Source organism: Actinospongiicola halichondriae, assembly GCF_049103745.1.
Lineage (GTDB): Bacteria > Actinomycetota > Acidimicrobiia > Acidimicrobiales > Salinilacustritrichaceae > Salinilacustrithrix > Salinilacustrithrix halichondriae.
In genome coordinates, this window is sequence record NZ_CP171622.1 from 2,214,072 (window position 1) to 2,241,066 (window position 26,995).

Genomic DNA, 26,995 nt, shown 5'->3' on the forward strand with positions numbered 1-26,995 from the left:
GATGTCGGTCGCCCGACGAGGCGACCGTGCCACCGGCGTCTTCGGGACGACGTTCGGCTTCACCGTGTTCCTGATCTTCCTGCTCTTCACGGTGCAACTGCTGTTCGGCCTCTACGTACGCACGACGGTGACCGCGGTGGCCACCGATCTCGCGCAGCAGGCGGCCAACGAGGGCCCTGGCGCCCTGTCTCCCGAGCGACGGGCGTACTACGAGGACGAGGCGCACCGACGACTCGGCGACTACGCCGACGACGCGACGTTCGACTTCCTGCTCGTCGACGTCGACGCCGACGGACAGGACGACACCGTGGCCGTGCACGTCGAAGCATCCCTCCCGACGCTGCTGCCCGCCCGATGGATCCCCGGGAGCCCGACGTCGTTCGAGCGCACGATGCGCGCCCGCCTCGAGGAGTTGCAGATCGACCCGGCGGACGCTCCGTGATCGCCGACGCCCGGCGCCGTGGCGACCGTGGTCAGGTCGCCGGGATCGAGGTGCTCCCCTTCGGCTTGCTGGTGTTCATCACCGGCGCGCTGCTGCTCACCAACATCTGGGGTGTCGTCGACGCGAAGTTCGCGGCCGACGCCGCGGCCCGGGAGGCGACCCGCTACGTCGTCGAGTCGGCGCGGTCCGACGTCGACGTCGCGACCATCCGTGCCGGCGCCACCGATGTCGCACTCCAGACCCTCGACGACCACGGCCGGCCCGGTCCTGCCGACGTGGTGCTCCGGCCCGACGCCGCCGTGCTGACCCGATGCCAGCGGATCGAGGTCACCGTGTCGACCGAGGTCCCCGCGGTCCGGATCCCGTTCATCGGCGGATTCGGTCGACCGTTCGCCATCGTCGCCACACACTCCGAGCTGATCGACCCGACACGCTCGGGCGTCGACGGACGAGCGGACTGCATCCGATGACGACGCGTCGTTCCACCCGAGGGTCGGTGCTCATGCTCATGCCCGCAGCAGTGCTGATCGTCCTCTTGTTGGGGGCCATCGCCATCGACTCGGCGATCGTCTACCTGGGGCAACGCCAGGCCTACAACGTCGCGTTCGACGCGGCCAACGACGCTGCCGGAGCCGGCTTCGACCCCGACGTCGCACGACGCACCGGCGACATCGTCTACGACCCCACCCGGGTCGAGGCCATCGCTGCCGACGCGATCGACGCCGCCGGCATCCACGACCTCCGCCTGGTGGCGACGTCGATCGACGACGGCGTCGTCTCCGTGACGGTCGAGATCGAGATCGACCACCTCTTGGTCCAAGCATTCGGCCGCGACGCCGACGAAGCCATCCGCATGACGGCGCGGGCGGGGGGCCAGACTCGGAGACCGTGAACCGCCGATCCACATCCACGCGTCGTCTTGATGCATTTCGATCGATTTCAGTATGGTGGACCCGATGGTGATCGCCGTTCGCACCGAACGTGGGCCCGACGGCCTCGAGGTCGTCAAGGAAGCAGACACCGACGCGGACCGCCTGCGACTCGCCGACGAGGCCGCCGTGCTCCGGCGGGCGGCCCATCCCGGCGTGGTCGAGGTCATCGACGCGACCGACTCGGTCCTGCGGCTCCGCCACTGCGGAAGTCCCCTCGCCCGCCTCGGCGCCATCGCCCCGGACCATGCCGCCGCGCTCGGTGCGCGCCGTGGCCGAGATCGTCGATGCGTTGCATCGCCAGGGAATCGTCCACCGTCGTCTCGACGCCGACCACGTCGCCGTGAGCGAGCGTGGCCGCCCGCACCTGATCGGCTTCGGCGAGGCCGGCGACGGCGACGCCTCGGAGATGAGTGCCGACGTCGCCGCACTCGGAGCGATGCTCAACCGGCTGCTCGACGACGGCGCCGACGCGCTGTGGAGCCCGGCCCACCGGGGCGTGCGCGCCGGCACGCGTCGTCGGCGTGCCATGGCCGCGTTCCGGACCGCGGCAGCAAGCGCGCAGCGCACCGAAGCCGCCCAGCGGCCCTCGGCCCACCAGTTGGCGACGGCCATCGGTGACGCGCTCCCGGGACTCACCCTCCCGGTCCCTCCCGGCGACGACGCCGGCGCTCCCGGCCCCGGCGGCTTCGCCGAGATCCCCCACGACATCGACCCCACCGACGACTTGGGCTGGACGGACTTCGACCTGTCGTTCCTCGCCGTCGACGACGAAGTCGCTCCCGACGACGACATCGAACGGAACCCGGCTGCACCCCGCGACCCGTACGCCGTGCTCGAGTCGTTGGCATCGCCGGACCCCGACGCCGCCACCCCTGTCGATGGCGAGGACGCCGACCCCATCATCGCCGCCCTTCGTGCCGCGATGGCCGCCGAGGAGGAGGCGCCCGAAGTCGAAGCCGAGATCGCACTCGGGAACGACTCCGCCGACGATGAGGACGAGGGACCCGAGTTCGACGCGACAGCACCGACCGACACGGAACCCGACCAGACCGAACCAGACGACCCGACGGAACCCGACCACCAGACGGTCACAGACTTCGACCGCGAGCTCGCGATGGCGTTGGGCCTCGAGCCCGAAGTGCGCCCCGATGCCGCACCCGACTGCTCGCTCGACCCCGATCTCCCGGAACCAGAGGCCGCCGACATCGTGCCCGCCACCGCCGTGTCGGATGGTCCCGAACCGATCCGCCTGCGCCCGCCGTCGATCCAGATCCGCCCGGGCGACGCCGACCCGACCGACGTCGGCAGCGGGCCCAGTCGACGGCTGCTGATCGCGGTCGCCACCGTGCTCCTCGTCCTCGGTGCGATCGCCGGCTCGGTCATCGCTCGGGCCGTGGACCCCTTCGGCGCCGAGTCCGCCTCGGCAGCGCCCGACCCGGCGACGACCACGACCATCACCGAGACCCCTGACGGGACGGACGGCCGCCCCACGACGCCGCCCCCGCTCCCTGCGGGATGCACTGACGTCGCGCTCGCCGGTCCCGACGGCGACGGCGACGGCTGCCCCGACGACGTGCAGCTGACCGGTCGTGTCGCCACGGTCGGCGACGTCGACGTGGAACTCGGGCGGGTCGGCGACCTCGTGGTCATCGCTGACAGTGACTGCGACGGGATCGCCACTCCGGTCGTGCTGCGACCCGAGAGCGGCGAGGTCTTCGCCTTCCCCGGATGGAGTCTCGACGAGGCGATCGAGGTGGCGGCCACGGCCGTCGTCGAAGACGCCGTGTCGATCGGCACCGGCGACGACAGCGCCTGCCCGGACGTCGTGGTCACCACGGCCACCGGCGACGAGATCGTCGTCGCTCCCTGACGTGGCCGGTGCGGACCAGCGGGTCGGGCGGACCCTCGCCTGGATCGCACTGCTGGTCGCAGCGATCGTCGCCCTCCGTCTCGCCGCTACGGGCGACCTCGCTCCCCCACCGCTCACGTCGCTCGACGCGCTGGGCACATGGACCGACGGCCGCGAACCGGCGGCAGCGGCCATCGCGCTGGTCCGCTTCGTCGCCGAACTGACCGCCTGGTACCTGCTCGGACTCTCCACGCTCGTCGCACTCGCGACGGCCCTCCGTTCCGGCGGCGTCGCGTCATTGGCCGATGCGCTCGCCGTCCCCGGCGCGACACGACTCGTCCGAGGAGGCCTCGGGCTCGGTCTCGTCGCCGCGACCGCCGTCGGCGCGGCGACGAGCGAACCCGAGCATGCAGCCACGGCCGGTGCGGTGATGCAGCCACTACGCGGGGAGGACGCCCCGCACGACAACACGGCTGACGGCACGGCCCGGATGGTTCCCGTCACCGTCGTCGCCAGCCCACCAGCAGCGCCGACGATCGTCTCCGGCGCGAGCGACACGTGGACGGTGAGCGAGGGCGAGTCGCTGTGGTCGATCGCGACCGACGTCCTCGCTGCGGCGCTCGGCCGCACGCCCGACGATGCCGAGATCGACCCGTACTGGCGAGCACTGATCGACGCCAACCGTCACCGTCTCGTCGATCCCGACGACGCCGACCTCATCCACCCGGGTCAGGTCTTCGAGACCCCAACCCCGTAGCCCTCAGCGCAGGCGGATGGCGACCTCGTTGGCCAGCAGCCGACCCTCGGGGGTCAGGACCGCCCGGTCGGCCACCACCGCGACCAGACCCTCGAGCACCGGATCGTCGAGGTCGAGGGCGGCGACGGGCACGCCGCCACGGGTCCGCAGTGCGAGTTGCAGCGCCTCGATGCGGCGGGTCTCGGGGTCGAGCGTCTCGCCCGTGGCTTCGGTCGTGTCACCGGAGCGCACCGCCTCGATGTAGCGCTCGGGCGTCCGGAGGTTCCACCAGCGGCGGCCGTCGCGATGACTGTGCGCCGCACAGCCGAATCCCAGGTAGTCGCCGGCGTCCCAGTACAGACGGTTGTGTCGGCACTCGTGTCCCGGCAGCGCCCAGTTCGACACCTCGTACCAGTCGTAGCCGGCCGACCCCAGCGCCTCGACCGTGTGCAGGTACTTGGTCGCCTGGTCGTCGTCGTCGGGATGCCGTGACTCGTCGTCAGCCAGCGGGGTCCCTGGCTCGATCGTGAGCGAGTAGGCCGAGATGTGCGTCGGCTCCAGCGCCACCACCTCGGACAGCGTCCGCGCCCACGCCTCGTCCGACTCGGCGGCCGCGCCCATGATCAGGTCGAGGTTGAAGGTCTCGAAACCTGCGTCCTTCGTCCACGCCACCGCACGGCGGACGTTGTCGGGATCGTGGGTCCGCCCCAACGAGAGCAGCACCTCCGGCGCCATCGACTGCACACCGAACGACATCCGGGTGACCCCGCCGGCGCGGTAGGTCCGGAGCGACTCGGCGGTGACGGCATCGGGGTTGGCCTCGACCGTGACCTCGACGTCGGCGGTGCGAGGGATGTGGTCGAGGACGGCGACGAGGGCGTCGGCGGGTACGAGGCTTGGCGTCCCCCCACCGACGAAGATCGACGTGGCGGCCGGCATGCCGTCGGCCACGGCCCGGTCGATCTCGGTGGCCACCGCGTCGAGGTAGTCACCGGTCAGGTGGTGGCGGTCGGTCCAGGTCGCGAAGGCGCAGTAGTCACACCGCGACGAACAGAACGGGATGTGGACGTAGACGCCGGAGGCTGCGGTGGAGTCGGACATCGGGACCAGCCTCGCAGGCCGGGACCCGGATCACGCAGGGACGCTGCAGAGTCCCAGTTGGTCGAGGCGGTCGAGCGTGCGATCGGTCGACACGCCGAGGATGCAGGCGATGGCCCGCACGTCGTCGCGACGGATCGTCAGCATCCGGCCGTTGAAGTCCTGCCGCTGGATCTGGATCGTCCGGACGTAGCGGTTGAGCATCGCGCCCTCGGCGCCGCCCATGTCGCCCAGCGTCTGGAGGTCGAGCACGAGCTGCGTCTCGGCCTGGCGGGCGAGCGCACGGTCGGTCAGGTCGATGATCTCGGCATTGTCCTCCGCAGGGAGGAGCTGGTCGACGGGGACGTCGTAGTACCCGGCCAGACGCTGCAGTCGGGGCACGGAGATCGACCGCTCGCCCCGCTCGTACGCACCGAGGACCGACGCCTTGAACTCCTGCTCGGAGCGGGCCTCGACGTCGTGGAGGCTCTGCCGCTTCTGACGACGGATGGCACGCAAACGCTCGCCGACACGGCGGCTGTAGTCACGTTCCTCGTCATCGAGGGTGTCTTCGGGTGCTGCCACGTCGGCCATCAGGGGTCCTTCTGCGTCGTCCGCCTGTGGCAAACGTACGTGCACTTCCGGTGACAGAACACGCCCCGTGGTGGCCGATTCGGCCTATTTTCCACGCTCCGTGGAGGTTTTCCCCCATTCTTGGACCAAACCACTACGGAGAGCGCACAAAATTCCACCAGCGGTGAGGGCTGCGGTTTCCGCTCGCAGCACGTTGGCGGCGATTTCGACCACGGAGGGCAGTTGATCCCGCTCTGCGTCGCTCCACCCTCCTTCCGGGCCCACGGCCAGCACGCTCCGCGCGAGCGACGGGCCCGATCCGCCCCGATCCAGTCGAGATGCGCCCAGCGCAGCGACGGCCACGACGTCGGTGACGGCGTCGACCTCGGGCAGCCACACGCCACGTGACTGTTCGACCGCGCCACGCGCGATCGCCTGCCACCGTGCACGCTGGGTCGCCGCCTTGCGGTCGTCCCACCGCACGACGCTGTGATCGGCACGGAAGGGCACGATCCGGTCGACGCCGAGCTCGGTCAGCTTCTGGACCACGACCTCGGGCTTGTCGGACTTCGTGAGCGCGAAGGCGATGGTGATCGGTGGACTCGGCCGCTCGACCGCCACCACCTCGCCGTCGACGTCCAGGCCGTCCGCCGTCAACCGGCACGGACGCCAGCGACCCTTGCCGTCGGTCACCGTGCACTCGGTCCCCGCCGTCAACCGACGGACGCGGAAGAGGTGGTGTGCCGCGTCGTCGTCGAGCTCCGGGCGCTCCACGTCGGCGACGACCACGTGCGCCGCAGCCTTGGCCGGCGGTCGGGTGCTCACGCCCGAGACGCCCTCACTGGAAGGCGGTACGCAGCTTGGAGAAGAACCCTCGTGCCTCGGTGCCGACCGGCTCCTCGCGCAGCTCGGCCAGACGACGGACGAGCTGTTCCTGCTCTTCGTCGAGGTCGTGGGGCAGGTCGATCACCACGTGGACATGGAGGTCGCCACGGCCGGACCGGTTGACGACCGGCACGCCCTTCCCACGGAAGCGGAAGGTGTGACCCGTCGGCGTCGCCGGCGGCACCGTGATCGTCTCGATCCCGTCGAGGGTCTCGAACTCGAGGTCGGCGCCGAGCATCGCCTGCGTGACCGGGATGTGGAGGTCGGCGTGGAGATCGACGCCGTCGCGGGTGAAACGCTCGTGGGTCCGGACCCGGAAGTTGACGTAGAGGTCGCCGGCCGCGCCGCCGCGAGGCCCGACCGCGCCCCGGCCCTGGAGCCGGAGGGTGGAACCGGCGTCGACCCCGGGCGGGATGTCGACGGTGTAGGTCTTGTCCTCGAGACGACGTCCGTCTCCCTCGCAGTCGTCGCACGGGTCCTCGATGACCACACCAGCGCCGTTGCAGCGGGGACACGCCCCGGTCGTGACCATCTGGCCGAGGAGCGACTGTCGCACCTGCCGAACCTGGCCGGCACCGCCACAGTCACCACACGTCGTCGGACCGGAGTCCGACTTGGCGCCGGTCGCGTCGCAGGTCTCGCACGGGACCGCGGTCCGGACCTCGACCTTGTGCTGTGCACCGAAGACGGCCTCGATGAAGTCGAGATCGGCTGTCGTCTCGAGGTCGGGGCCACGGGGAGGCCCGCTCGGGCGGCGCCGGCCGCCTCCGAAGGGACTCTGGTCGCCGAAGAAGGCGTCGAAGATGTCGCCCACGCCACCGCCGAACCCGAACGGGTCGCCACCCCCTCCGTTTCCGTTCCCGTTGCCGGTGTCGCCGAAGCGGTCGTAGCGCGCCCGACGTTCCGGATCCCGGAGCGTCTCGTAGGCACGCGCGAGTTCCTTGAACTCCTGCTCGGCCGCGTCGTCGCCAGGATTGGCGTCGGGGTGGAGTTCGCGAGCGCGGCGGCGGTACGCCTTCTTGATCTCGTCGGCCGACGCATCGCGCGACACCTGCAACAGTTCGTAGAAGTCCGCCATCTCAGCCTTCGATCAGTCGGGTCTCGAGCCGGTTGCTCACCGCGGCGACGGCCGCCATGGCCTCGCGGTAGTCCATGCGTGCCGGGCCGAGCACCCCGATCGAGCCGGCCCGCTCACCGTCGACGGTGTAGGGGGCGACGACGAGCGCCGCATTGGCCAGGGTCTCCATGCCGGTCTCCGAACCGATGGCGACCTGGAGGCCCCGGTCGACGACATCGCGCAGGAGGGTCACCACGACGAGCTGCTGTTCGAGCACGTGGAGCACCGCCTGGACGGTCTCGACCGCGTCGAACGCCGAAGCGACGCGCGATGCCCCGCCGACGAAGACGTCGGTCGGCGCCGCAGGTTCGTTCGACGCGCCGAGCGCGCCGAGCACCGACGCTGCGACGCGGTCGATCACCGCGTCACCCGACGACGAGACGGACGACGGTTCCGATCCGCGGATGCTGCCGATCATCTGGGCCGACAGGTGGGCCGACGCGGCAGCGACCTGCTCCTCGGTGACCTCCACGTCGACGTCGAGTGTGTGCTTGTCGATCGAGCCGTCGCCGTAGACGGAGACGGCCAGGACGTGCTGCGGAGCGAGTTGGACCAGGTGGATCGAGCGGAGCGGCGTCTCGGTCGACGGCGGCGGGACGACCACACCAGTCCAGTCGGTGATGCCCGACAACAGGCGTGAGGTCGCTTCGAGCATCTCCTCGATCTCGCCGTGGGCCGCACGGAAGAACGAGCTGACCTGCCGAGCGTGGTCGCCGCGCAGCGCCCCGGGCGAGCCGATCGTGTCGACGAAGTAGCGATAGCCCTTCTCGGTGGGGATGCGACCGGCGCTGGTGTGGGGCTGCACGAGGTAGCCCTCGGTCTCGAGCGTCGCCATCTCGTTGCGGATGGTGGCGGAACTCACGTCGACGCCGTCGGCATCGGCGATGCGACCGGAGCCGACGGGCTGCGCGGTCTCGATGTACTCCTGCACCACGGCGCGGAGGATGGCGGCTTTGCGGTCGTCGAGCATCGAGTCACCTCCCAGAGGACGTCGCTTTCGTTGGCAGTCGATGTTACCGAGTGCCAATGGACCTCAGGAACCGGTGGCCTGGTAGCGCCGGAGTGACTCGTCGCGTTCTTCGGCGTGATCCACGATCGGCAGCGGGTATCCGGCCGGAGGACCGCCGTCGAGTTCCCACGGTCGGTGCACGGCGCCGCCGGCGACATCGGCGAGTTCTGCGACGTACCGCCGCACGTAGTCGCCGTCGGGGTCGAAACGCTCGGCCTGCACGGTGGGGTTGAAGATCCGGAAGTACGGAGCGGCATCGGTCCCCGTGCCTGCGGTCCACTGCCAGCCGTGCTGGTTCGACGCAAGATCGCCGTCGACCAGGTGCTGCATGAACCAGCGGGCGCCCCGACGCCAGTCGAGGTGCAGGTCCTTGACCAGGAAGCTGGCCACCAGCATCCGGACCCGGTTGTGCATCCAACCCTCGGCGAGGAGCTGTCGCATGCCGGCGTCGACGATCGGGTACCCGGTCTGGCCAGTGGCCCAGGCCTCGAACGACTCGTCGGCGCCCTCGCCGGTGTCCCACGGCATCGACCCGACCCGCTCGTTCATCGAGGTGCGAGCCGAGTCCGGGTCGTGGAAGAGGACATCGGCGTAGAAGTCGCGCCAGCACAACTCGGTGGCGAAGGTCCGTTCGCCGGCGCTCGAGCCCAGCCTCGCCAGGATCTGACGAGGGTGGACGGCTCCCCACTTGAGGTCGGGCGACAGCCGTGAAGTCGCATCGCGATCGGGTCGGTCGCGGTCGTCGTCGTATCGGTCGACCCACGAGCGGAGGAACCGATCGAGCCGACGGTGGGCCTCGTCCTCCCCCGCCGCGGGCAACTCGACGTCGCCGGTGTCGGGCGATGTCGGAATCGACTCCGACTCGGCCCGCCGCCACGGGATCGCTGACGGACGCCGGACCGGATCGTCCCATCCGTGGTCGCGCCACACGCGTGAGAACGGGGTGAACACGCGATAGGGCGTCCCCGCCTTGGTGAAGATCGATCCAGGATCCACGGCATAGGGGCTCCCGGTCCGAACGAACTCGATGTCGGCCGACGCCACTGCGTCGGCGACGACGTCGTCCCGACGTCGTCCGTACGGGCCGAAGTCGGCCGCGACGTGCACCGAGGCGGCGTCGACCTCGACCGCCAGCGACGGGATCACCTCGACGGGGTCCCCGGAGCGCACGACGAGGGCGCCGTCCATCGACTCGTGCAGGGAGCGGAGCGAGTCGTGGAGGAAGGCCCGACGGGTGGCACCGGCCGACGCGAGGAGCCGCTGGTCGAGGCAGAACACGCCGACCACGTCGTCGGCGGACGCGATCGCCTCGACGAGCGCAGGGTTGTCCGAGAGACGGAGGTCGCGCCGGAACCAGAGGATGGCCGTGGTCATGGTGTCTCCATGCCCCGTCCGGTCACCGGTCAGCTCCTCCGGTCAGATCGGGCGCCGCTCGTTCAGCTCGAGCACGTTGTCGCGGAGGATCTTCACCTGATCGACCGGGGCCAGATGCTCGACCTCGGCGACGTACTGCAGCGGCTCGGGCAGCGCCTCGATGTGGGGCCAGTCGCTCCCGAAGATCACGCGGTCGGGCCCCATGCAGGCGAGCACGTCGTCGACGTGGTCCTCCCAGAACGGATTGATCCAGATGTGGCGGCGGAAGGTCTCCACCGGGTCCTCGGGGAACCAGCCGGCCATCTTCCCGTTCAGCACCTTCAGCCGCTCGAACAGCCCCGGCAGGTACTTGCTGCCGTTCTCGACGCTGGCCACCCGGAGGTTCGGGAAGCGGTGGAAGAGGTTGTCGGCGACGAGGGCCGACAGGAAGTCCTCGATCGGCCGTTCGAGTTGGAGCATCCGCATGGGCTGCGGGATGCCCGAGAAGTCGGTGGTGAAGCCATCGCGGGCGTAGCCGTGGCTGGTGTACCCCGAGTCGCCGGCGTGGACGACGACGGTGACGCCCGACTCGTTCACCCGCGCCCAGAACGGATCGAAGCAGGGGTCGGTGGGGCTCTTCACGCCGTCGACCGTCGTCGGTGCTGCAGGACGCATCACGATCGTCCGAGCGTCGTGGTCGAGCGCCCACTCGAGTTCGGCGCAGGCCCACTCGACGTCGACCAGCGGGATGTAGGGCCCGGCGAAGATGCGATCCTGGTACGAGAATCCCCAGTCCTCCTCCAACCAGCGGTTGAACGCGGTGAACAGGAGCGTGACCGCCTCCGGATCGTGCTTGAGCGGGTCCTCGTAGATCATCCCCAGCGTCGGGAAGAGCCACACCGCGTCGAGGCCGTGCGCATCCATGGCGGCGAGCCGGGCATCGCGTTCGCGGTACTCGGCACGGATCGGTTCGTGGCGGCTCAGCAACTCGAGCGGGTCGTCGCCGTTCGGGTTGCCACGGAAGTAGTCGGCCAACACGCCGGGGAAGGCGACGGGATCGAAGGTGGCGTTCTTGACACCACGGAAGACCTTGCCTCCGAGCACCGGATAGCTGCGCCCGTCGATCTGTGACCACTGGAACACGCGTGTCGCATGCCGCGGATCGAGGTGACGGGTGATGCAGTCGACAGCCTCGTAGTAGTGATTGTCGGCGTCGAAGGGTCGGTAGCCCAGCGTGTCGACGATGGTGGGCGCATCTCCCATGAGGGTCATGTCTGACAGGGTGTCAGATCCTCTCGCCGGGGAGAAGGGCACGTACGGCCGCGAGGGTGTCGGCATCGGCCGCGTCCTTGTCGTCGCGATATCGACGCACCCGGGCGAACCGCAGCGCGACACCTCCGGGATACCGGGTCGACGACTGGGCACCGTCGACCGCCACCTCCACCACCTGCTCGGGCCGCACCCACACGACGTGGCCGTCTTCGCCGGTTCGGAGTTGCTGGAACCGCTCCGTCTGCCACTCGAGCATCTCGTCGGTCATGCCCTTGAAGGTCTTGCCGACCATGACCAGTTCGCCGGTCTCGACGTCCCGGGCCCCCATGTGGATGTTCGAGAGCCGCCCGCGCCGGCGGCCGCTCCCCCACTCGACGCCGAGGACCACGAGGTCGAGCGTGTGGACCGGCTTGACCTTGCGCCACGACTTCCCACGACGGCCGGCCTCGTAGAGACCGTCGGCGGCCTTGACCATGACTCCCTCGTGACCCCGGGTGAGCGCCTCGTCGAGCACCGACCGGCCCGCGTCGGCGTCGGCGGTGATCGTCCCCGGGATCAGGTGCGGCCCGACCAACGCCTCGAGACGCTCGCGGCGGACGCGCAACGGCTCGTCGATCTGGTCGACGCCGTCGAGGTGCAGGACGTCGAAGAAATGCGGCACCAGACGTGTCGGGTTGGTCGTCGCGTCGTCACGACCGAACCGGCTCATCGTGTCCTGGAACGCCTGTGGGCTCTCCTCGGGCCCCAGGAACCCGAGGACCTCGCCGTCGAGGACGAAGGCGTGGGCGTCGAACGCTCGGACGGCGGCGACGATCTCGGGCAGTCGGTCGGTGACGTCGTTCAGGTTCCGCGTGTAGATCCGTACCTCGTCGCCCGAGCGATGCACCTGGATCCGGGCGCCGTCGAGCTTCCACTCGACACTCGCCTCGCCCACCTCGTCGAGCGCCGCCGCCACCGACTCACTCGTCGACGCCAACATCGGCTGCACCACGCGGAGCGGTTCGAGACCCACGGCAGCAACGGCGTCCGTGCCCTCGGTCAGGGCCAGACGAGCGACGACTCCGAGAGCGCCGGCGAGCATCGCCGCGCGGCGGACCGTCGCCAGCTTCACCCCCGACGCGACCGCGATCGCATCCGTCACCACCCCGGCCAGCGCCCCGGTCCGCATCTCGCCGACGAACAACCGACCCAGGAAGTCGACCTCGGCAGCGCTCGCCCGGCCGAAGAGTTCGGACAGGATCTCGTTCCGCCGACCCTGGGATCCCGGACCCGTCGTTCCTGCCAGTCGGTCGATGGTCTCGTCGACCTCGCGTACGGTCAACGCCGGAGGACGGTCGATCGCCGGGTCGACGCCGAGGCCGGCGATCGTCCGCCAGCCGATCCCGATGCGACCCTGTCGGACCTCGCCGGTCAGGAACCCGACGACGACCTCGATCTCGTCGGCCGCGAGTCGTGCGAACAGGTCGGCCAGGGCAGCCTTCTTCTCGTTGCGCTTCCGGGTCGCGGCAACGGCATCCGACGCCGCGACGACGTCGGCGAGCAACGTCACGGGATGCACCAGTCCACCGGTTCGCGACCGGCGGCGAGCAGCGCCTCGTTCGCCCGGCTGAACGGCTTGGAGCCGAAGAACCCCCGATGGGCCGACAACGGCGAGGGGTGCGGCGACTCGATGATCGTGTGGCGCGAGGAGTCGACCAACGCCTTCTTCCTCCGTGCCGAAGCACCCCAGAGCACGAACACGACCCGCTCCGGCTTGTCGTTCACCACCTCGATCACCCGGTCGGTGAAGGTCTCCCAGCCCTTGCGCTGATGCGACGCCGCTTCACGCGCCCGGACGGTCAAGGTCGCATTGAGCAGGAGCACCCCCTGCCGCGCCCAGTGCTCGAGGTTGCCGTGAGCCGGAGGAGCACATCCGAGGTCCGATTCCAGTTCGGCGAGGACATTGGTCAGCGACGGCGGCTTGTCGACGCCCTCCTGCACCGAGAAGCACAGGCCGTGCGCCTGGCCCTGCCCGTGGTACGGGTCCTGGCCGAGGATCAGCACCTTCACCGCAGCGTGCGGGGTGAGGTGGAGGGCGGCGAACACGTCGTCGTGGGGCGGATAGACCGTGTGGCGCTCACGCTCGGCCCGGACGAAGGTCTGGAGCTCGCGCCAGTAGTCCTCGTCGAACTGATCGCGCAGCAGCGGGTTCCAGTCGGTGGTCATCGCCGGGCCTCCACGAGGCTCGGACTGTACCCAGGTCGCAGCGACACGCTGCCTCCGAATCGTGTGCTCTCGTCACGGTGGGTGTGGAATCGCCCCCGGGAGCTCCACACGGTCGATGATCAACCAGCGCTGACCCCGTCGGTGGGCCGATCGACCCTCCACGTCGATCCGACGCTTTGGGAAGCTTGTCCGGCGAGGCCCGCTCCGCTCGATCGACCTGGGACGCCCGATGAAGCAACGCACCATCGCCATGACCGCGATCGGACTCGTCCTCGCGCTCCTCGGCGTCGCCGCACCCCTGGCATCGACCGCCAGCGCCGCCGGGCCCACCCTGCCCGAGGGATACGTGCGCACGACCGTCGCGACCAACCTCGTCAACCCCGTCGGCATGGAGATTGGTCCGGACGGGCGGATCTACGTGTTGACCGGCCGCCAGGAGCGAGTCGTCCGCGTGATCGAGGACGACGTCCTCGATCCGACGCCCTATCTGGTGATCCCCGAAGTGCTCAACCTCGAGATGGGTCTCCACGGCATCACCTGGCACCCCGACTTCGCCGCGAATCCCTACGTCTACGTCAGCTACATCACCGCAGCGGACGCCAACGGTCCACAACGATTCGAGCTGGTGCGGTACCTGGTCGTCGGCAGGACCCCGGACACCTCGACCAAGCAGGTGCTCTTCTCGATCCCCGACTGGAACACCCAGACCCAGCTCCACCAGGGCGGCGATCTCGCGTTCGGCGCCGACGGGAAGCTCTACTGGGCCCTGGGCGAACGGGTGAAGCCGTCGCTCGCGCAGGACATGGGTTCGTTCGCCGGGAAGGTCCTGCGCCTCGATCCGGACGGCTCGATCCCGACCGACAACCCGTACTTCGACACACTCACGGGAGGCCTCCGTGCGATCTATGCGAGTGGCCTCCGCAATCCCTGGCGGATCGAGGCCAGGGCCGACGGTGAGATCTACATCTCCGACGTCGGCGCAACCCAGTGGGAAGAGGTCAACCACCTCGCCGCCGGCGCCAACTTCGGATGGCCGGTGGTGACCGGCCAGGCCGGCAACCCCTCGTACACCGACCCGGTCTGGGTGTTCCCGCACTTCGTCGGCGAGACGTTCGCCGGATGCGCCATCACCGGCGGCGCCTTCATGCCCCCGGGCCTCGGCAACTTCCCACCGGTCCACGACGGAACGTTCTTCGTCGGTGACCACTGCAAGGGCTGGATCGACGCCGTCGACGTCGAGACCGGCACCAGCGAGCGATTCCTCGAAGGCCTCGTCGCCCTGATCGACGTGGTCGTCGACCCCGTCACCGGCTCGCTCTACTACCTCGACCGCACCTACGAAGGCGACGCCGACAACCAGTCCGGCGGGATCGGACGTATCGACCACGACGCCGACGCGCCGCTCTCGATCCTGACCCAGCCCGTCGACCGCAACGCCGCCATCGGCGGGAGCGTCACGTTCGGCGTCGAGGCCGACGGACCCCCGCCACTGACCTATCAGTGGCGACGCGACGGATCGGCCATCGACGGAGCGACGGCTGCTTCGCTCACGATCAGTGACCTCACCGCCGACGACGACGGCGCCACCTTCGACGTCGTCATCACCGCCGGGAACGGTGCTTCGGTGACCAGTGACCCCGCGACCCTGACGATCAGCGACAACACCGCGCCGACGGCCACGATCACGCTCCCGACCGGCGAAGACCTCTGGACCGCCGGCGACACCATCGACTTCGCGGGGACCGCATCCGACGACGAGGACGGTGCGCTCGACGGATCGGCCATGCAGTGGCAGGTCGTCTTCCACCACAACACCCACACCCACCCGTTCCTCGACGACGTCGACGGCACCGACAGCGGCAGCTTCGAGATCCCGACGACGGGCGAGACCGCGGCCGACATCTGGTATCGGATCCATCTCACCGTCACCGACTCCGGCGGCGCACAGACGTCGACGCATGTCGACGTCCACCCCGTGGTCAATCAGATGCGGATCGAGACCCAGCCAGCCGGCCTCTCGCTCACGATCGACGCCGAGCCGATCACCACGCCCCACACGTTCGACGGCGTTGCCGGGATCGAGCGGGTGGTCGACGCTCCGGAACCCCGTTGGATCGGACCGACCGCCTACGCCTTCGACTCGTGGAGTGACGGCGGCGCCGAGGAGCACGCCTGGGTGACTCCCGGTGAGGCGACCACGCTCACCGCCGACTACGTCGTCGACGAGCGACCCATCACCACCTTCGTCAGTCCCAGCGCCGGCGCCGAGGTCGCCACGGGAACCGTGATCAGCGGAGAGGCCTACGACCAGATCGGCATCGAACTGGTCTCGATCCAGATCAAGCGCCTGGGCGCCGCCGAGTACTGGAACGGGTCGCAGTGGCAGCCCACCCCGACGTCGTTCTTCGCCACGCTCGGCACGCCGCAGTCGGACGGCACGGTGCCGTGGACGTACACCATCGGCGACCTCCCGCCGGGCTCGTTCCAGCTGACGGCGAACGCCAAGGACCTCGTCGGCAAACGGCACTGGGTCCAACGGGTCTTCTCGATCCCCGACGCCACCGACCAACCTCCCGTCGTGGCGATCGGGAGCCCCGGTGCCGGTGAGGCGGTCGCCACCCCGTTCGTGGTCTCGGGCACCGCGGCCGACGACCACTCGGTCACCCGGGTCTCCGTCCAGGCCAAGCGCGTCGGAGCGGACCAGTGGTGGGACGGCTCGACGTGGCAGCCGTTCAAGACGTCGTTCATCTCCGACTTCACCGCCGCAGCCGACGTCCAGTGGTCGAACCAGTTCGCCATCCCCGCCGGCGTGAGCGTGCAACTCTCGGCGCTGGCCCGCGACTCGATCGGGCAGTCGGTGTACGTCCAACGTGTCGTCCATGTGGTCGAGCCAGGGGTCGACGAGCCACCGACCATCGAGATCACCGGACCTGCCGCCGGCGAGACCGTGACGCCGTCGGTCACCATCGAAGGCCTCGCCCACGACGACCGCGGCGTCGCGTCGGTCACGCTCCAGTTGAAAAGAGTGGGTGCGAGCGAGTGGTGGAACGGCACCGCATGGCAGAGCGCCAAATACACCTTCGCGGCCACCACCGTGCCCACGTCACCGGAGGGCACCGAGGGCTGGAGCGCCGACTTCTTGCTCCCCGCCGGCGTGTCCGTGCAGATCTCCGCTGCCGTTCGCGACACCGGCGGGCAGTTCCGCTACGTGCAGCGGGTCATCCACATCGGCTGACGCACCGCCTGGTCGGTCGTCCACGTCACGGTCGTGCGAGCACCTCACCGTGGAGGACGGCGAACCACCCGTCGCTCCGCTCGGCCCACGCTCGGAATGCGTCGGCCATGTCCGCCAACTCATGGTCGGTGCTCAGGCCGCGCTCGACGGCCTGCGCCGCGAGGTCGGAGTCCACGACCCGGTCGGCCCACAACCCGCCCCACCAGGCCCGATCGTCGTCGTCCGTGAAGCACCACACCGACGCCGAGGATTCGATCGAGGAGAACCCGGCGTCGAGTGCCCACCCCTTGAGGTGGCGGCCGGCGTCAGGCTCTGCGTCGTTGGACCGCGCCACCGCCAGGTAGACGTCGAGCCAGCGACGGAGTCGATCGTCCTCCGGCGCCCAGGCGAACGACGAGTAGTCGGCGTCGCGCACCGCGACCATGCCGTCCGGGCGGCACACCCGTCGCATCTCACGGAGCGCTGCGACCGGATCCGACAGGTGCTGGACCACCTGATGTGCGTGCACGACGTCGAACGAGTCGTCCGGGAAGTCCAGGGCATAGACGTCACCGACCCGGAACGACAGGTTGTCGGCATCGAGCGCGGCGGCCGTGCCGATGACCTCCTCACTCCGGTCGAGCCCGACGACCCGGCCAGGCGTCACCCGTGCCGCGATCTCCGCGGTGATGGTGCCGGGACCGCAGCCGACGTCGAGGACGTCGAGACCCGCTTCGAGGCGTGGCGAGAGGTAGGCCGCCGAATTCTCGATCGTCCGCCAGGTGTGGGATCGCAACACCGAGGGCTGGTGACCATGGGTGTAGGTGTCGTCGGGCATCACGCCATCGTGGCCGATGGTCAGGCGTGGAGCACGAGGATTGCGACGTCGTCGCGGAGTTCGTCGCTCGCCACCCCGGCGACGATGGCGTCGAGCATGCCGTCATCGGGAGTGGTCGCCGAGAACACGTCGGACAGTCGCTGCATGCCGACGTCGATGTCCTCGTCCCGCCGCTCGATCAGACCGTCGGTGTAGAGCAGGAGCACTTCGCCCGGGGCGAGCGACGTCGACCACTCGACCGTCTCGATGTCGGCGAAGACGCCGATGGGCGCCGAACCAGGGTCGTCGAGCAGGCGGACCGCGCCGTCGATCCCACGCACCATCGGCGGCATGTGCCCGGCCCGTGACCACCGCAGCACTCGCGTGCGCGGGTCGAAGTCCAGGGCGAGAACCGTGGCGAACGTCGAGCCGACGACGGATCGGGTCAGGCGATCGAGTCGTTCGAGGACCGTTCCCGGCGAGAAACCCTCGAGCCAGTAGGCGCGTACGGCGTTGCTCAGCCGACCCATGTGCGCCGCGGCGGCGACGCCCTTGCCGACCACGTCGCCGATGACGAGACCGACCCGCCCATCGGCGAGTTCGAGTGCGTCGTACCAGTCACCACCGACCTCGACGCCGTCGGCGCCGGGGAGGTAGCGCCCGTCGAGGCCGACGGACTCGAGGCGCGGGAGCGCGGGGATGAGGCTCTGCTGCAGTGTGGCGGCGATCTTCCGTTCGGCCTCGAACTGCCGGCGCTCTCGTTCGTCCTGGCGCGTGTCGCGCAGCGCCGCGGCGAGGTCTTCGCAGAGCGTCTCGTGGAAACGTTGCATCGGCTCGTCGAGCGGACGGCCCGGTGGTACGCCGACGATCAGCACGCCCTTCGCCCGATGTCTGCTGCGACGGCTCCGCCGTCTGATGGGGACCACGACGGCTGTCGTCGCTGGATCGGGCCAGTCGCCCACCGGCTCGACCGCCACCAGGTCACCGATCCCGTCGATGACGACCGGTGCCCTCGACGCCTCGACGTGCCGGAGTTGCCAAGGGTCGGGACCGTCCTCGTCGAACCGCAGCGAGGTCGGCGTCGCCAGGCATTCGACGGTTGTTGCGGCGAGGGACGCCACCCCCTCCTCGAACAGATAGAGCAGCGCGAACGGGACCTCCTGGCGGTGGTCACACAGTGTCGCGGCGACCTCGTGGCAGAGCTGGTCGACGCTCGAGGCCCGGCCCGACGTGGACGCCAGATCCAGGTGGAGGCGCTGTCGCCGCTCGGCCACGACCCGGTCCGTCGTCTCGAGGCCGGCGTTGAACACCCCGGTGATCTGCCGGTTCTCCGCGGCGATCGGGCTGAGGTTGTAGTTGAAGTACGTCTCCTCGACGAAGCCGTGTCGCTGCATGGGGAGCAGCCGGTCGACGACGAACGTGCCTTCGCCGCTCAACGCCTTGTCGAACTCCGGCCCCACGATGTGCCAGATGTCGGGCCACACCGTCCTCGCCGGCCGCCCGAACGCCCACGGATGCTTGTCGCCGGGGATCTCGCTCCAGGCCTCGTTGTAGATCAGCGAGAGATCGGGGCCCCAGTAGATGGCGATCGGATACTTCGCGCCCATGCAGATGCTCGCCGCCGACCGGAGGCTCTGCGGCCACGTGTCCGGGTGACCCAACGAACTCGTCTGCCAGTCGAACTCCGCGATCAGCGGGGCCATGGCCCCAGCAGCCGCGAAGACACGGTCGAGCCCGACCAGTTCGCTCTTCTCCGGGCCCGTCTCGCGGTCCGGCTGATGCTCTGCCAAGAGGGGGCAACCTACCCCGGCGACCGCGTCAGGCGAGGAGCGAGCCCTCGGCGAGTGTGGTGTCGAGCTTGCCGAGCAACTCGGTGTCGTGGTCGTCACCGGGGTTGTCGGTCGTGAGGAGCGTGTCGCCCAGGAAGATGCTCGCCGCGCCGGCGTGCATGCACAGCGCCTGGAGCTCGTCGGTCATCTGGTTGCGCCCGGCGGAGAGCCGAACCACCGAGCCGGGCATCATGATCCGCGCGGCCGCGATCGTCCGCACCAACTCGAGTCCGTCGAGCTCCTCGGTGCCGGCGAGGGGCGTTCCCGGGACCTGGACCAAGAGGTTGATCGGCACGCTCTCCGGATGCGGGTCGAGCTGCGCGAGCTGGGCGAGCAGCCCCGCACGCTGACGACGGCTCTCCCCCATTCCCACGATGCCTCCGCAGCACAGACGGACGCCCGCATCGCGCACGTGGCCGATGGTGTCGAGGCGGTCCTGGTAGGTGCGGGTGGTGATGATCTCGCCGTAGAAGTCCGGCGAGGTGTCGAGGTTGTGGTTGTAGTAGTCGAGCCCGGCCTCCGACAGCGTCTTGGCCTGGGCGTCGGTGAGCATGCCCAGCGTCACGCACGTCTCCATGCCCAGGTCGCCGACGGCAGCGATGGCCTCTGCGACGCGACCGACCTGCCGGTCGTTCGGTTCGCGCCATGCCGCGCCCATGCAGAACCGACTCGCGCCGTTGGCCTTGGCGTTCTTCGCCGCCTCCACGATCTCGTCGGTCGCCATCAACTTCTCGGCGTCGAGGCCAGTGTCGTAGCTCGACGACTGCGGGCAGTAGGCGCAGTCCTCGGGGCAGCCGCCGGTCTTGATCGACAGGAGGATCGCCCCCTCGACGACGTCGGGCCGGAAGCCCGCACGGTGGATCTGCTGGGCTTCGTGCAGGAGGTCGTGGAACGGTCGCTCGAGCACGGCGAGCGCCTCGTCGGTCGTCCAGTCGTGGCGCAGGTCTGCTTCCATGGCGGGCGATCCTATGGAGAGGGCGTCCGAATGGAGAAGATCGGCGAGGGCGGAGAGGCTGAGGTGTTCGCGCTCGATGCCGACCGCGTCCTGCGGCGTTGGCGGCGTGACCATCCGTCGATCGGGGCCCGCATCGGATTCACCCAGGAAGTCGCCGCTGGCGCGTCCGATCTCGACTTCGCGGTGCCGAAGATCCTCGATCATCACGTCGACGAGGAGGGTCGGCCGTGTTTCGTCGAACGGCGACTGCCGGGCCGGTCGATGACCGAGGCGCTCGACTCGGTGACGGGCGCGCAGCGGACAGCCTTGTTGACCTCCTACCTCGAGACGGCGTGCGCCCTCCGGGAGATCGCCTTCGACCGCCCGTGGTTCGGTGAGGTCATCGCCGAGCCACCGCTCCGCAGCGAGACCTGGCGTGGCTACCTCGAGGCTGCGCTCGATCGGCAGGTCGCCGCGGCCGATGCTGACGCGTATCCGAGTGTGGACATCGAGGCTCTGGCGGATTCGCTGCGAGAGGAGATCGCCGCCGCCGACGAGCCGGTCCCGTCGCTCCTCCACTTCGACTACTTCCCCGGCAACGTGCTGTGTGACGACACCCGCATCACCGCGGTCATCGACTGGAGCGTGCTGTCGATCGTCGGCGATCCCGATCTGGACGTCGCGCTCGCCGTCGCCTACTTCGCCGTCACGCCGACCGCGGCCGCCGACGACATCTCGTTCTCGTGGTCGTGGTTGCGAGACCGTGGTCTCGCCGATCGTGCTCGCTTCCACGAGCGGTGGGGAGCGGCTTGGTGGCTGCCGCACTCCGAGGACGAGAACATCCGCTCGTTCGTCGCCGGCGTCCTCGACCCCCCACGTCGGGCAGAATCCTGACCGTGAGGATCCTGCGCCGGATGACGATGCCCCAACGGGTCGTTCTCGTGGTTGCACTCGGCCTCCTTGTCGTCAGCGGCTGGGCGTGGTGGTACTTCGGCGAGGTCGCCCCCGTGAACGACGGCTGGTTCGCATACGCCCCCGATCAACAGACCGACACGTACTGGTACGCGACGACGAGGCGGCCTCCGGAGTTCTTGATCGTCCCCGTTGCGCTCGTTGCGCTGTGGGCGGCGATCTCGATCTGGCTCCTCGGACTGCGCGCCAGTCCGGACTCCGAAGCGGACTGATCGCCACCGGGGTTCCGCAGTAGCGCGTGTCAGGCTCACGTGGTGGAACCCGACGAGGAAGTGCTCCAGGGCGGCGTCGCCAACGCTGGCGCCGTGGTCCGTGTCGGGTCGCACGTGCTGCGACCCGCGAACGAGCACTCCGTCTCGGTCCTCGGGTTCCTGTCCGACCTGCGAACGAGCGGCTTCCGCGGCGCACCCGAGCCGATCGGGCTGGAGGCCGACGGACGTGAGCGCCTGCAGTTCGTCCCCGGCGATGTCGCGATCCCGCCCTATCCGGACTGGGCGCAGACCGACGACGCCCTGACATCGGTGACACGCCTGATCCGAGCGCTCCACGACGCATCGGTCCACGCCGTCCGCGAGGGCAGGACCTGGAGCCCGGAGATGGCCGATTCCGACGGCGGCCCCGTGATCTGCCACAACGACGTCTGTCTCGAGAACGTGGTCTTCCGCGACGGACGCGCCGTTGCGCTCCTCGACTTCGACTTCGCAGCGCCGGGGCGACGCACGTTCGATCTCGCAGCCTTCGTACGGATGTGCGTTCCCGTCGACGACGACGTCAACTCGGCCCGGTCGGGTTGGCACCCGTCCGATCGCCCCGGCCGTGTGCGGCTCGTGTGCGACACCTACGGACTCGATGCCGAGGGTCGGTCGGAGGTCCTCCGCAGTCTCGACCGGTCCATCGAGCGCGGCGGCGAGTTCGTCCGACGACGGGCCGAGGCCGGCGAGCCGGGATTCGTGCAGATGTGGTCGGAGATCGGCGGGATGGAGCGATTCGACCGTCGCCGACGATGGTGGTCGACGGCCCGGACGGCGTTCGAGGCAGCACTCGAACAGCCATAGCCGAACCGGCTGTCGGTCGGAGTTCTTGTCACCCCCTCCATGCGACGATCAGGGGGTGACGATGTACGACCCGATCGAGGAGCTCGACCACGCCGAATGGCTCGGATCGACCTTCGACGCAGCGCGCCTGGAACTCCTCGCGAGGGCGATCGGCATGTGCGAGCGTGCGACGTGGCATCGGTCTGGGGCAAGGACGTTGGCGACGTGGCTGGCGACCTACACCGGGATGGAGTCCCCCGAAGCGAGACGGTTCGCTCGTCTCGCGGAACTCGCACATCGACACCCAGCGCTCGCCGACGCGGTTCTCGACGGTGATCTGAGCTTCGGTCGAGCCGAGCTCCTGGCGGCCCACGCAGCCGGCACACGGGAGGAACTCCTCGACGACTCACTCGGCAGTCTCCTCGACCAGCACCGTCGACTTCATCGCCACGACGACTGGGCACGGCTGCTGCACCACTGGTGTGAGCTGGTCGACCAAGAACTCTCCGCGCCTCCGAGGTCGCACCGTCACGAAGTGCACGTGAGCCAGACGCTCTTCGGTGGCGGCGAGATCCATGGATGGCTCGACCCCGAAGCCTTGGTCACGATCACCGCTGGGCTCGATGCGTTCATGCCCTCCCCCGACCCCGTCGACGGTCCCGTTCCACCACGGACAGCCGGCCAACGGCGCGCCGACGCATTGACCGACATGGCGGCGTGGGGACTTCGCGGCGAGGTGCCCGACGACGACGGACCGGCACCGGACGTCACACACGACGACGACCCGCCCGTCACGCGTCCGCGATCGGCGGCGACGACCAACGTCGTGATCGACCTGCGGACCTTCGCCGGCGATCGCCGGTACGACGATCTCGACGACTTCGAGCTGCGATCCGACCGGTGGCGGGTCGGGCGATCGGTGGCCGAACAGCTGATCTGCGACTCCGGACTCGTGGCCACGCTCATGGACGGCCATCGCACCGTCCTCGACGCATCGGATCGCAGCGAGCAGTTCACCGCGGCGCAGCGTCGTGCGCTCGCCGTCCGCGATCGCGGCTGCGTGTTCCCGTCCTGCGACCGTCCGGCGAAACACACCGACGCCCACCACCTGCATCCACGATCCGAGGGTGGGACCGACCGCGTCGACGACGCCGCCCTCAACTGCCGCCATCACCACCGACTGCTCCACCGCGGGTGGAGGCTGCGATTCGACACGTCGAGCGACCGGTGGATCGCGACCGACCCACAGGGCATCGACTGGCGGGGCGAACCCCGCGGTTCCCGCGGTCCGACTGAACGAACACGCCGAGGAACCGCCCTCCGGAGAGACGGCGGTGCTTCGGCGCGCCGCTGGACTGGTCACGAAGAAGTCAGCCGTCAGTCGAGGAACCGGTCCGGATGATCTGACGCGTTTCGGAGACGGGAGCCACTGAACTCGAGTGACGAGCCAGCAACCGCCTTCCACCAGGGCCAGATCGATGGCGTGATCCGGAGTTCGATGCCTGCGGCCCCGTGCCGACCGACCAGGTCGTCGACCTCCCGGCGCTCGACCGGTTCGACCGGGGCGTCGGCGACCCAGTAGCCGCCGACGTGCTCGTGCGGAACGAAGGATTCCTCTGGAAGCCGGTACGCGAACAGGGTTGTCGTGCACATCTGCCCGAGCCACGCGGTCTCGATCACGTGGATGCGGCTCGCATCGGAGTGACCGAGGAACCGCGTGCGGTCGGCATCGCTGGTTCGGTCCGACATCCACACGCAGCCACGGGGGCAGTCTCGCGGGAACCAGAACATCGGGAGGTGGCGAGTGTCGATCGCCCAGACGGCCGGTGTCGCCGACGGGTTCGTCCTCGGGACGTGCGGCTCGAACCGTCCGATCGTCGGGTCCTCACTGACATGCCACAGCGCGTGCGGCCCCTCGCCGAGGTACGCCGGCGCCGCCGGCCGGGGTCCCCTCACCACGATCTGCCCTCCTCCGACGAGAGAGACGGTACCGAACCAGCCCCGTCAGTGGAACAGGATCGCCACCCACGTGGTTGGGTGGGGACATGCGTATCGATGTGTGGTCCGACGTCGTCTGTCCCTGGTGCTACCTCGGCAAGAAGCGGTTGGAGAAGGCCCTCGAGGGGCTCGACTTCGCCGACGAGGTCGAGGTCCACTGGCGAGCGTTCCAACTCGACCCGACGGCGGGAACCGAGCCGAAGGACCTGCGGACGGCCATCGACCGCAAGTACGGCCCGGGCTCGTTCGACGGGATGTCGAAGCGGCTCGGGGCGCTGGGCGAGGAACTGGGCATCGACTACCGGTTCGACCTGGCCCAGCGAGTCACCAGCGTCCCCGCGCTGATGCTCGTCGCCTGGATCGAGGCGAACGAGGGCATGGAGACGGCCGACAAGATGCACGACCGTCTCTTCCGCGCCTACTTCACCGACGGCGCCAACATCGCCGATCCCGAGAACCTCGTCGACTGGGCCGTCGAGGTCGGCGTCGACCGGGAGTTGGCCGGTGAGGCCGTCGCGACCAATGCGGGTCGTGACGCGATCGTCCGCGACCTCGAGGCCGCCGCGGACAAGGACATCACCGGCGTCCCTGCGTTCGTCATCGAGGACTCAGCCCTGATCCCCGGAGCGCAGGACGTCGACACCATCCAGAAGATCCTGACCCGTATGCACGAGCGCCTCTCGGCCTGAGGATCAGGGCGACCCGACGTCTGCGGGCGCGGCGATCCGATCGTTCCCGCATCCTCCGAGCGGCCACACCAAGGTGAGCGAGACCGTCCACAGGGCGTGCGCGAGGAATGGCGCCACCAGCCCTCCGGTCACCTCGAAGAGCCCACCCCACACGACGCCTCCGAGGAACGCCGCCAGGACGAGCGCCCACTTGCGCTCGGCCACCTGCACCGCGGTGTAGACGAGGACACCGGCGACGAACCCCGCCGAGCCCTGCACCACGCCACGGAAGAGGAGTTCCTCGGCCAGCGCCATGGCGAGGATCGGGCCGAGGACGCGTGCGGGAGGATCGCCCACGCCGAGGCCGTAGAGGTCGCGGACCTGTTCGATGAACGACGGGAACAGGCGGCACAACACCGCATGACCGATGTGCGTCGCAACCAGCCAGGCCGCTCCGACCAACAGGCCCACGCCCATCGTCGCCCCGTCGACCGGGCCGACGACGACGTTGAGTCGTCCGACCAGCGCCAACGAAGCGATCGAGAAGCCGATCAGGACGCCTGCGATGACCCAGGTCCGAGGCCAGATGTCGCGGCGGTCGCCGCGGAAGAGGGCGATCCATGCGCCGGTGGCGAGGACGATGGCGGCGACGAGCACGACGGCGTTCATCGGTGGACGTCGACGGTGTCGGCGTCGAAACCGTCCCAGGTGGTGATGCGTTCGCTCGAGAGCCCGAGGACCGCTTGGTCTCCTTCGACCGCGAGGAGTCGACCCGACCCACGGAACAACACCCCGAGCTTCTCGTCGGGCCGGCGTCGTGCGCTCTGGTCGAACACCGCGGACATCCGGCCGTCGACCTCGGCCGAGATGGCCCGGAGCGCCGACGCCGAGGTCGCGAAGCGGTCCTCGCCGAGCCATCGGGCGGGCAGCGAGACCGGCCCGGTCGGCGAATCGACTCCGAGATGGACCCGCGCCCCGAGGCGCACCACGGAACGGTGCGACGGCGCGACCTGCTCATACGGAAGCCACCCGGACTCGGACTGCGACCTCGTCGGGACCGTCAGGTTCTCGGACTCCAGAGCACCGGACCACGATCCCGTGGCGTCGACGACCTCATCGCCGCGCAGGACGAGCGACCGCTCGATACGCGTGACGAGCAGCACCCGGCGAGTCGGGAACCAACGCGATGGAATCGAACCGGAGGCCTCGACATAGCCGACCAACTGCTCGAGATGGGCAAGGCTCAGGCGAGCGAGCGCCGTTCCGGCGAACACGGGCGCGCAGACGTCGTCGAGCGCGTCCCACGGCCGGAAGGGCCGCAGGACCATCGTCTTGCCCGACACGACCCGGTGACCCGCGCCGTCAGGGACGACGGCCGTCGCCACGCCGTGTGCGCCGACGCTCCTGGCCTTCAGGGAGTCGGCTGCAGTGGTGGTCCAGAACCGGTTCGCGTGGATGACCCCGGCCTGCATGGTCACGTGAGGGCCGGTACGGCTACGGACCGCGTACGCGTGGAACCGACCGGTCGAGGCCGATGCTCCTTCGTGGTTCTCCGCTCGGGCGAGTACGGCGGTCACGCTCGCACCGTCGACTGGCTTGCCGCGGCAGGGTCCACACCGAGACGCTCGTAGAGGCGCTCGGCGAAGACGTTCCCGGTGCGGACCATCGTCGACGACATGATCCGCTCGACCGCACGGCGCGACGCTCGCGGAAGGGGAAGTTCGACGTGCAGGGTGATGTCGATGTCCAGCTTCGTGCGGGCATCGCCGAGCGCCTCCAACGTGTAGACGCCGTCTGCTCCCGCCCGCTCACGCGACCCAGCGGGAGGATCGTGGCGGAAGTCGATCGACTCCTCGGGGACGAACTGCATGCACTCGGTGAACGAGGGCGAGACCTCGATCCCGAGGGCGGAGAAGCCACCGAGCCGCCAGCACCAGTGGTCACCATCGACGGTGATGCCGTCGAGCAGCGGTGTCAGTTCGGCGAGCGACTCGGGCGAGCGCAGCACCTCCCAGATCGCACTCCGTGGAGCGGGGACCTCGGCGGTCGAGATGTTGCGGGCTTCGAATCTGTGCACGA

The 26,995-nt window shown here is 69.5% G+C and carries 27 protein-coding genes; 11 read left to right on the plus strand and 16 right to left on the minus strand.

The annotated features are described in order from the left end of the window. The first annotated feature begins 1 nt into the window (after position 1). From AB8619_RS10975 to AB8619_RS10995, 5 genes are all read left to right on the plus strand, one after another. Complete coding sequence (locus AB8619_RS10975) at positions 2 to 442, plus strand: hypothetical protein (protein WP_436792676.1); 441 nt, start codon at positions 2 to 4, stop codon at positions 440 to 442. Further along, on the plus strand, positions 439 to 912 hold the full coding sequence (locus tag AB8619_RS10980; RefSeq protein WP_436792677.1) for a hypothetical protein: 474 nt from the start codon (positions 439 to 441) through the stop codon (positions 910 to 912). Before AB8619_RS10975 ends, AB8619_RS10980 begins: the two co-directional genes overlap by 4 nt. Positions 913 to 944: 32 nt before the next feature. Then, positions 945 to 1,334 (plus strand): hypothetical protein, encoded by a 390-nt coding sequence (locus AB8619_RS10985; RefSeq protein ID WP_436792678.1) that lies wholly within the window; start codon positions 945 to 947, stop codon positions 1,332 to 1,334. A 308-nt stretch (positions 1,335 to 1,642) separates the two neighbouring features. Continuing rightward, on the plus strand, positions 1,643 to 3,244 hold the full coding sequence (locus tag AB8619_RS10990; protein WP_436792679.1) for a hypothetical protein: 1,602 nt from the start codon (positions 1,643 to 1,645) through the stop codon (positions 3,242 to 3,244). Between the two features lies 1 nt (position 3,245). Further along, positions 3,246 to 3,980 (plus strand): LysM peptidoglycan-binding domain-containing protein, encoded by a 735-nt coding sequence (locus AB8619_RS10995; RefSeq protein WP_436792680.1) that lies wholly within the window; start codon positions 3,246 to 3,248, stop codon positions 3,978 to 3,980. A gap of 3 nt (positions 3,981 to 3,983) precedes the next feature. Here AB8619_RS10995 and hemW read toward each other — a convergent pair whose 3' ends face one another. From hemW to ung, 9 genes are all read right to left on the minus strand, one after another. Continuing rightward, a complete protein-coding gene (gene hemW, locus AB8619_RS11000; protein ID WP_436792681.1) occupies positions 3,984 to 5,060 on the minus strand; it encodes a radical SAM family heme chaperone HemW in 1,077 nt (358 codons plus the stop codon). Positions 5,061 to 5,090: 30 nt separating this feature from the next. Further along, positions 5,091 to 5,630 carry a transcriptional regulator gene (locus AB8619_RS11005; RefSeq protein ID WP_436792682.1) on the minus strand — a complete coding sequence of 180 codons (540 nt, stop codon included), beginning with the start codon at positions 5,628 to 5,630 and terminating at the stop codon, positions 5,091 to 5,093. 84 nt (positions 5,631 to 5,714) lie between these two features. Next, on the minus strand, positions 5,715 to 6,434 hold the full coding sequence (locus AB8619_RS11010; RefSeq protein ID WP_436792683.1) for an RsmE family RNA methyltransferase: 720 nt from the start codon (positions 6,432 to 6,434) through the stop codon (positions 5,715 to 5,717). Between the two features lie 13 nt (positions 6,435 to 6,447). Further along, positions 6,448 to 7,572, minus strand: coding sequence for a molecular chaperone DnaJ (gene dnaJ, locus AB8619_RS11015; protein WP_436792684.1), 1,125 nt, complete (start codon positions 7,570 to 7,572; stop codon positions 6,448 to 6,450). 1 nt (position 7,573) lies between these two features. Further along, positions 7,574 to 8,581 carry a heat-inducible transcriptional repressor HrcA gene (gene hrcA / locus AB8619_RS11020; protein WP_436792685.1) on the minus strand — a complete coding sequence of 336 codons (1,008 nt, stop codon included), beginning with the start codon at positions 8,579 to 8,581 and terminating at the stop codon, positions 7,574 to 7,576. A 63-nt stretch (positions 8,582 to 8,644) separates the two neighbouring features. Further along, positions 8,645 to 9,994, minus strand: a complete 1,350-nt coding sequence (locus AB8619_RS11025; protein WP_436792686.1) for a cryptochrome/photolyase family protein — start codon at positions 9,992 to 9,994, stop codon at positions 8,645 to 8,647. Between the two features lie 42 nt (positions 9,995 to 10,036). Beyond that, entirely contained in the window at positions 10,037 to 11,245 is a 1,209-nt protein-coding gene (locus tag AB8619_RS11030) for an amidohydrolase family protein (protein WP_436792687.1), read from the minus strand. A 13-nt stretch (positions 11,246 to 11,258) separates the two neighbouring features. Further along, entirely contained in the window at positions 11,259 to 12,794 is a 1,536-nt protein-coding gene (locus AB8619_RS11035; protein WP_436792688.1) for an ATP-dependent DNA ligase, read from the minus strand. Continuing rightward, complete coding sequence (gene ung / locus AB8619_RS11040; RefSeq protein WP_436792689.1) at positions 12,791 to 13,450, minus strand: uracil-DNA glycosylase; 660 nt, start codon at positions 13,448 to 13,450, stop codon at positions 12,791 to 12,793. Before ung ends, AB8619_RS11035 begins: the two co-directional genes overlap by 4 nt. Before the next feature lie 229 nt (positions 13,451 to 13,679). Between ung and AB8619_RS11045 the strand changes: the two genes are divergently transcribed. Further along, a complete protein-coding gene (locus AB8619_RS11045) occupies positions 13,680 to 16,685 on the plus strand; it encodes a PQQ-dependent sugar dehydrogenase (RefSeq protein ID WP_436792690.1) in 3,006 nt (1,001 codons plus the stop codon). A 25-nt stretch (positions 16,686 to 16,710) separates the two neighbouring features. Here AB8619_RS11045 and AB8619_RS11050 read toward each other — a convergent pair whose 3' ends face one another. Genes AB8619_RS11050 through bioB form a run of 3 tightly spaced genes read right to left on the minus strand, consistent with a single transcriptional unit; the run spans position 16,711 to position 20,265 of the window. Next, entirely contained in the window at positions 16,711 to 17,502 is a 792-nt protein-coding gene (locus AB8619_RS11050) for a methyltransferase domain-containing protein (RefSeq protein ID WP_436792691.1), read from the minus strand. A 20-nt stretch (positions 17,503 to 17,522) separates the two neighbouring features. Further along, positions 17,523 to 19,271, minus strand: coding sequence for a PP2C family protein-serine/threonine phosphatase (locus AB8619_RS11055; RefSeq protein ID WP_436792692.1), 1,749 nt, complete (start codon positions 19,269 to 19,271; stop codon positions 17,523 to 17,525). Positions 19,272 to 19,299: 28 nt separating this feature from the next. Beyond that, the gene (gene bioB / locus AB8619_RS11060; protein WP_436792693.1) at positions 19,300 to 20,265 is read right to left on the minus strand and encodes a biotin synthase BioB; all 966 of its coding nucleotides are present in this window, start codon (positions 20,263 to 20,265) and stop codon (positions 19,300 to 19,302) included. Between the two features lie 30 nt (positions 20,266 to 20,295). Between bioB and AB8619_RS11065 the strand changes: the two genes are divergently transcribed. From AB8619_RS11065 to AB8619_RS11080, 4 genes are all read left to right on the plus strand, one after another. Then, positions 20,296 to 21,138 carry a phosphotransferase family protein gene (locus AB8619_RS11065; protein ID WP_436792694.1) on the plus strand — a complete coding sequence of 281 codons (843 nt, stop codon included), beginning with the start codon at positions 20,296 to 20,298 and terminating at the stop codon, positions 21,136 to 21,138. Positions 21,139 to 21,140: 2 nt separating this feature from the next. Then, positions 21,141 to 21,428 carry a hypothetical protein gene (locus AB8619_RS11070; protein WP_436792695.1) on the plus strand — a complete coding sequence of 96 codons (288 nt, stop codon included), beginning with the start codon at positions 21,141 to 21,143 and terminating at the stop codon, positions 21,426 to 21,428. A 42-nt stretch (positions 21,429 to 21,470) separates the two neighbouring features. After that, positions 21,471 to 22,271, plus strand: coding sequence for a phosphotransferase (locus AB8619_RS11075; protein WP_436792696.1), 801 nt, complete (start codon positions 21,471 to 21,473; stop codon positions 22,269 to 22,271). Positions 22,272 to 22,332: 61 nt separating this feature from the next. Further along, a complete protein-coding gene (locus AB8619_RS11080; RefSeq protein WP_436796375.1) occupies positions 22,333 to 23,652 on the plus strand; it encodes a DUF222 domain-containing protein in 1,320 nt (439 codons plus the stop codon). Here the strand turns inward: AB8619_RS11080 and AB8619_RS11085 are convergent. Beyond that, complete coding sequence (locus tag AB8619_RS11085; protein WP_436792697.1) at positions 23,628 to 24,209, minus strand: DUF6886 family protein; 582 nt, start codon at positions 24,207 to 24,209, stop codon at positions 23,628 to 23,630. The genes AB8619_RS11080 and AB8619_RS11085 overlap by 25 nt on opposite strands. Before the next feature lie 86 nt (positions 24,210 to 24,295). On the opposite strand from AB8619_RS11085, the gene AB8619_RS11090 reads away from it, so the two are divergent. Continuing rightward, complete coding sequence (locus AB8619_RS11090) at positions 24,296 to 24,937, plus strand: DsbA family oxidoreductase (RefSeq protein ID WP_436792698.1); 642 nt, start codon at positions 24,296 to 24,298, stop codon at positions 24,935 to 24,937. A 3-nt stretch (positions 24,938 to 24,940) separates the two neighbouring features. Here AB8619_RS11090 and AB8619_RS11095 read toward each other — a convergent pair whose 3' ends face one another. The 3 genes from AB8619_RS11095 to AB8619_RS11105 are packed head-to-tail and all read right to left on the minus strand — an operon-like array spanning position 24,941 to position 26,993. After that, a complete protein-coding gene (locus AB8619_RS11095; protein WP_436792699.1) occupies positions 24,941 to 25,585 on the minus strand; it encodes a CPBP family glutamic-type intramembrane protease in 645 nt (214 codons plus the stop codon). After that, complete coding sequence (locus tag AB8619_RS11100) at positions 25,582 to 26,493, minus strand: hypothetical protein (RefSeq protein ID WP_436792700.1); 912 nt, start codon at positions 26,491 to 26,493, stop codon at positions 25,582 to 25,584. Before AB8619_RS11100 ends, AB8619_RS11095 begins: the two co-directional genes overlap by 4 nt. Further along, positions 26,490 to 26,993, minus strand: a complete 504-nt coding sequence (locus AB8619_RS11105; protein WP_436792701.1) for an SRPBCC family protein — start codon at positions 26,991 to 26,993, stop codon at positions 26,490 to 26,492. Before AB8619_RS11105 ends, AB8619_RS11100 begins: the two co-directional genes overlap by 4 nt. Positions 26,994 to 26,995: the final 2 nt, after the last annotated feature.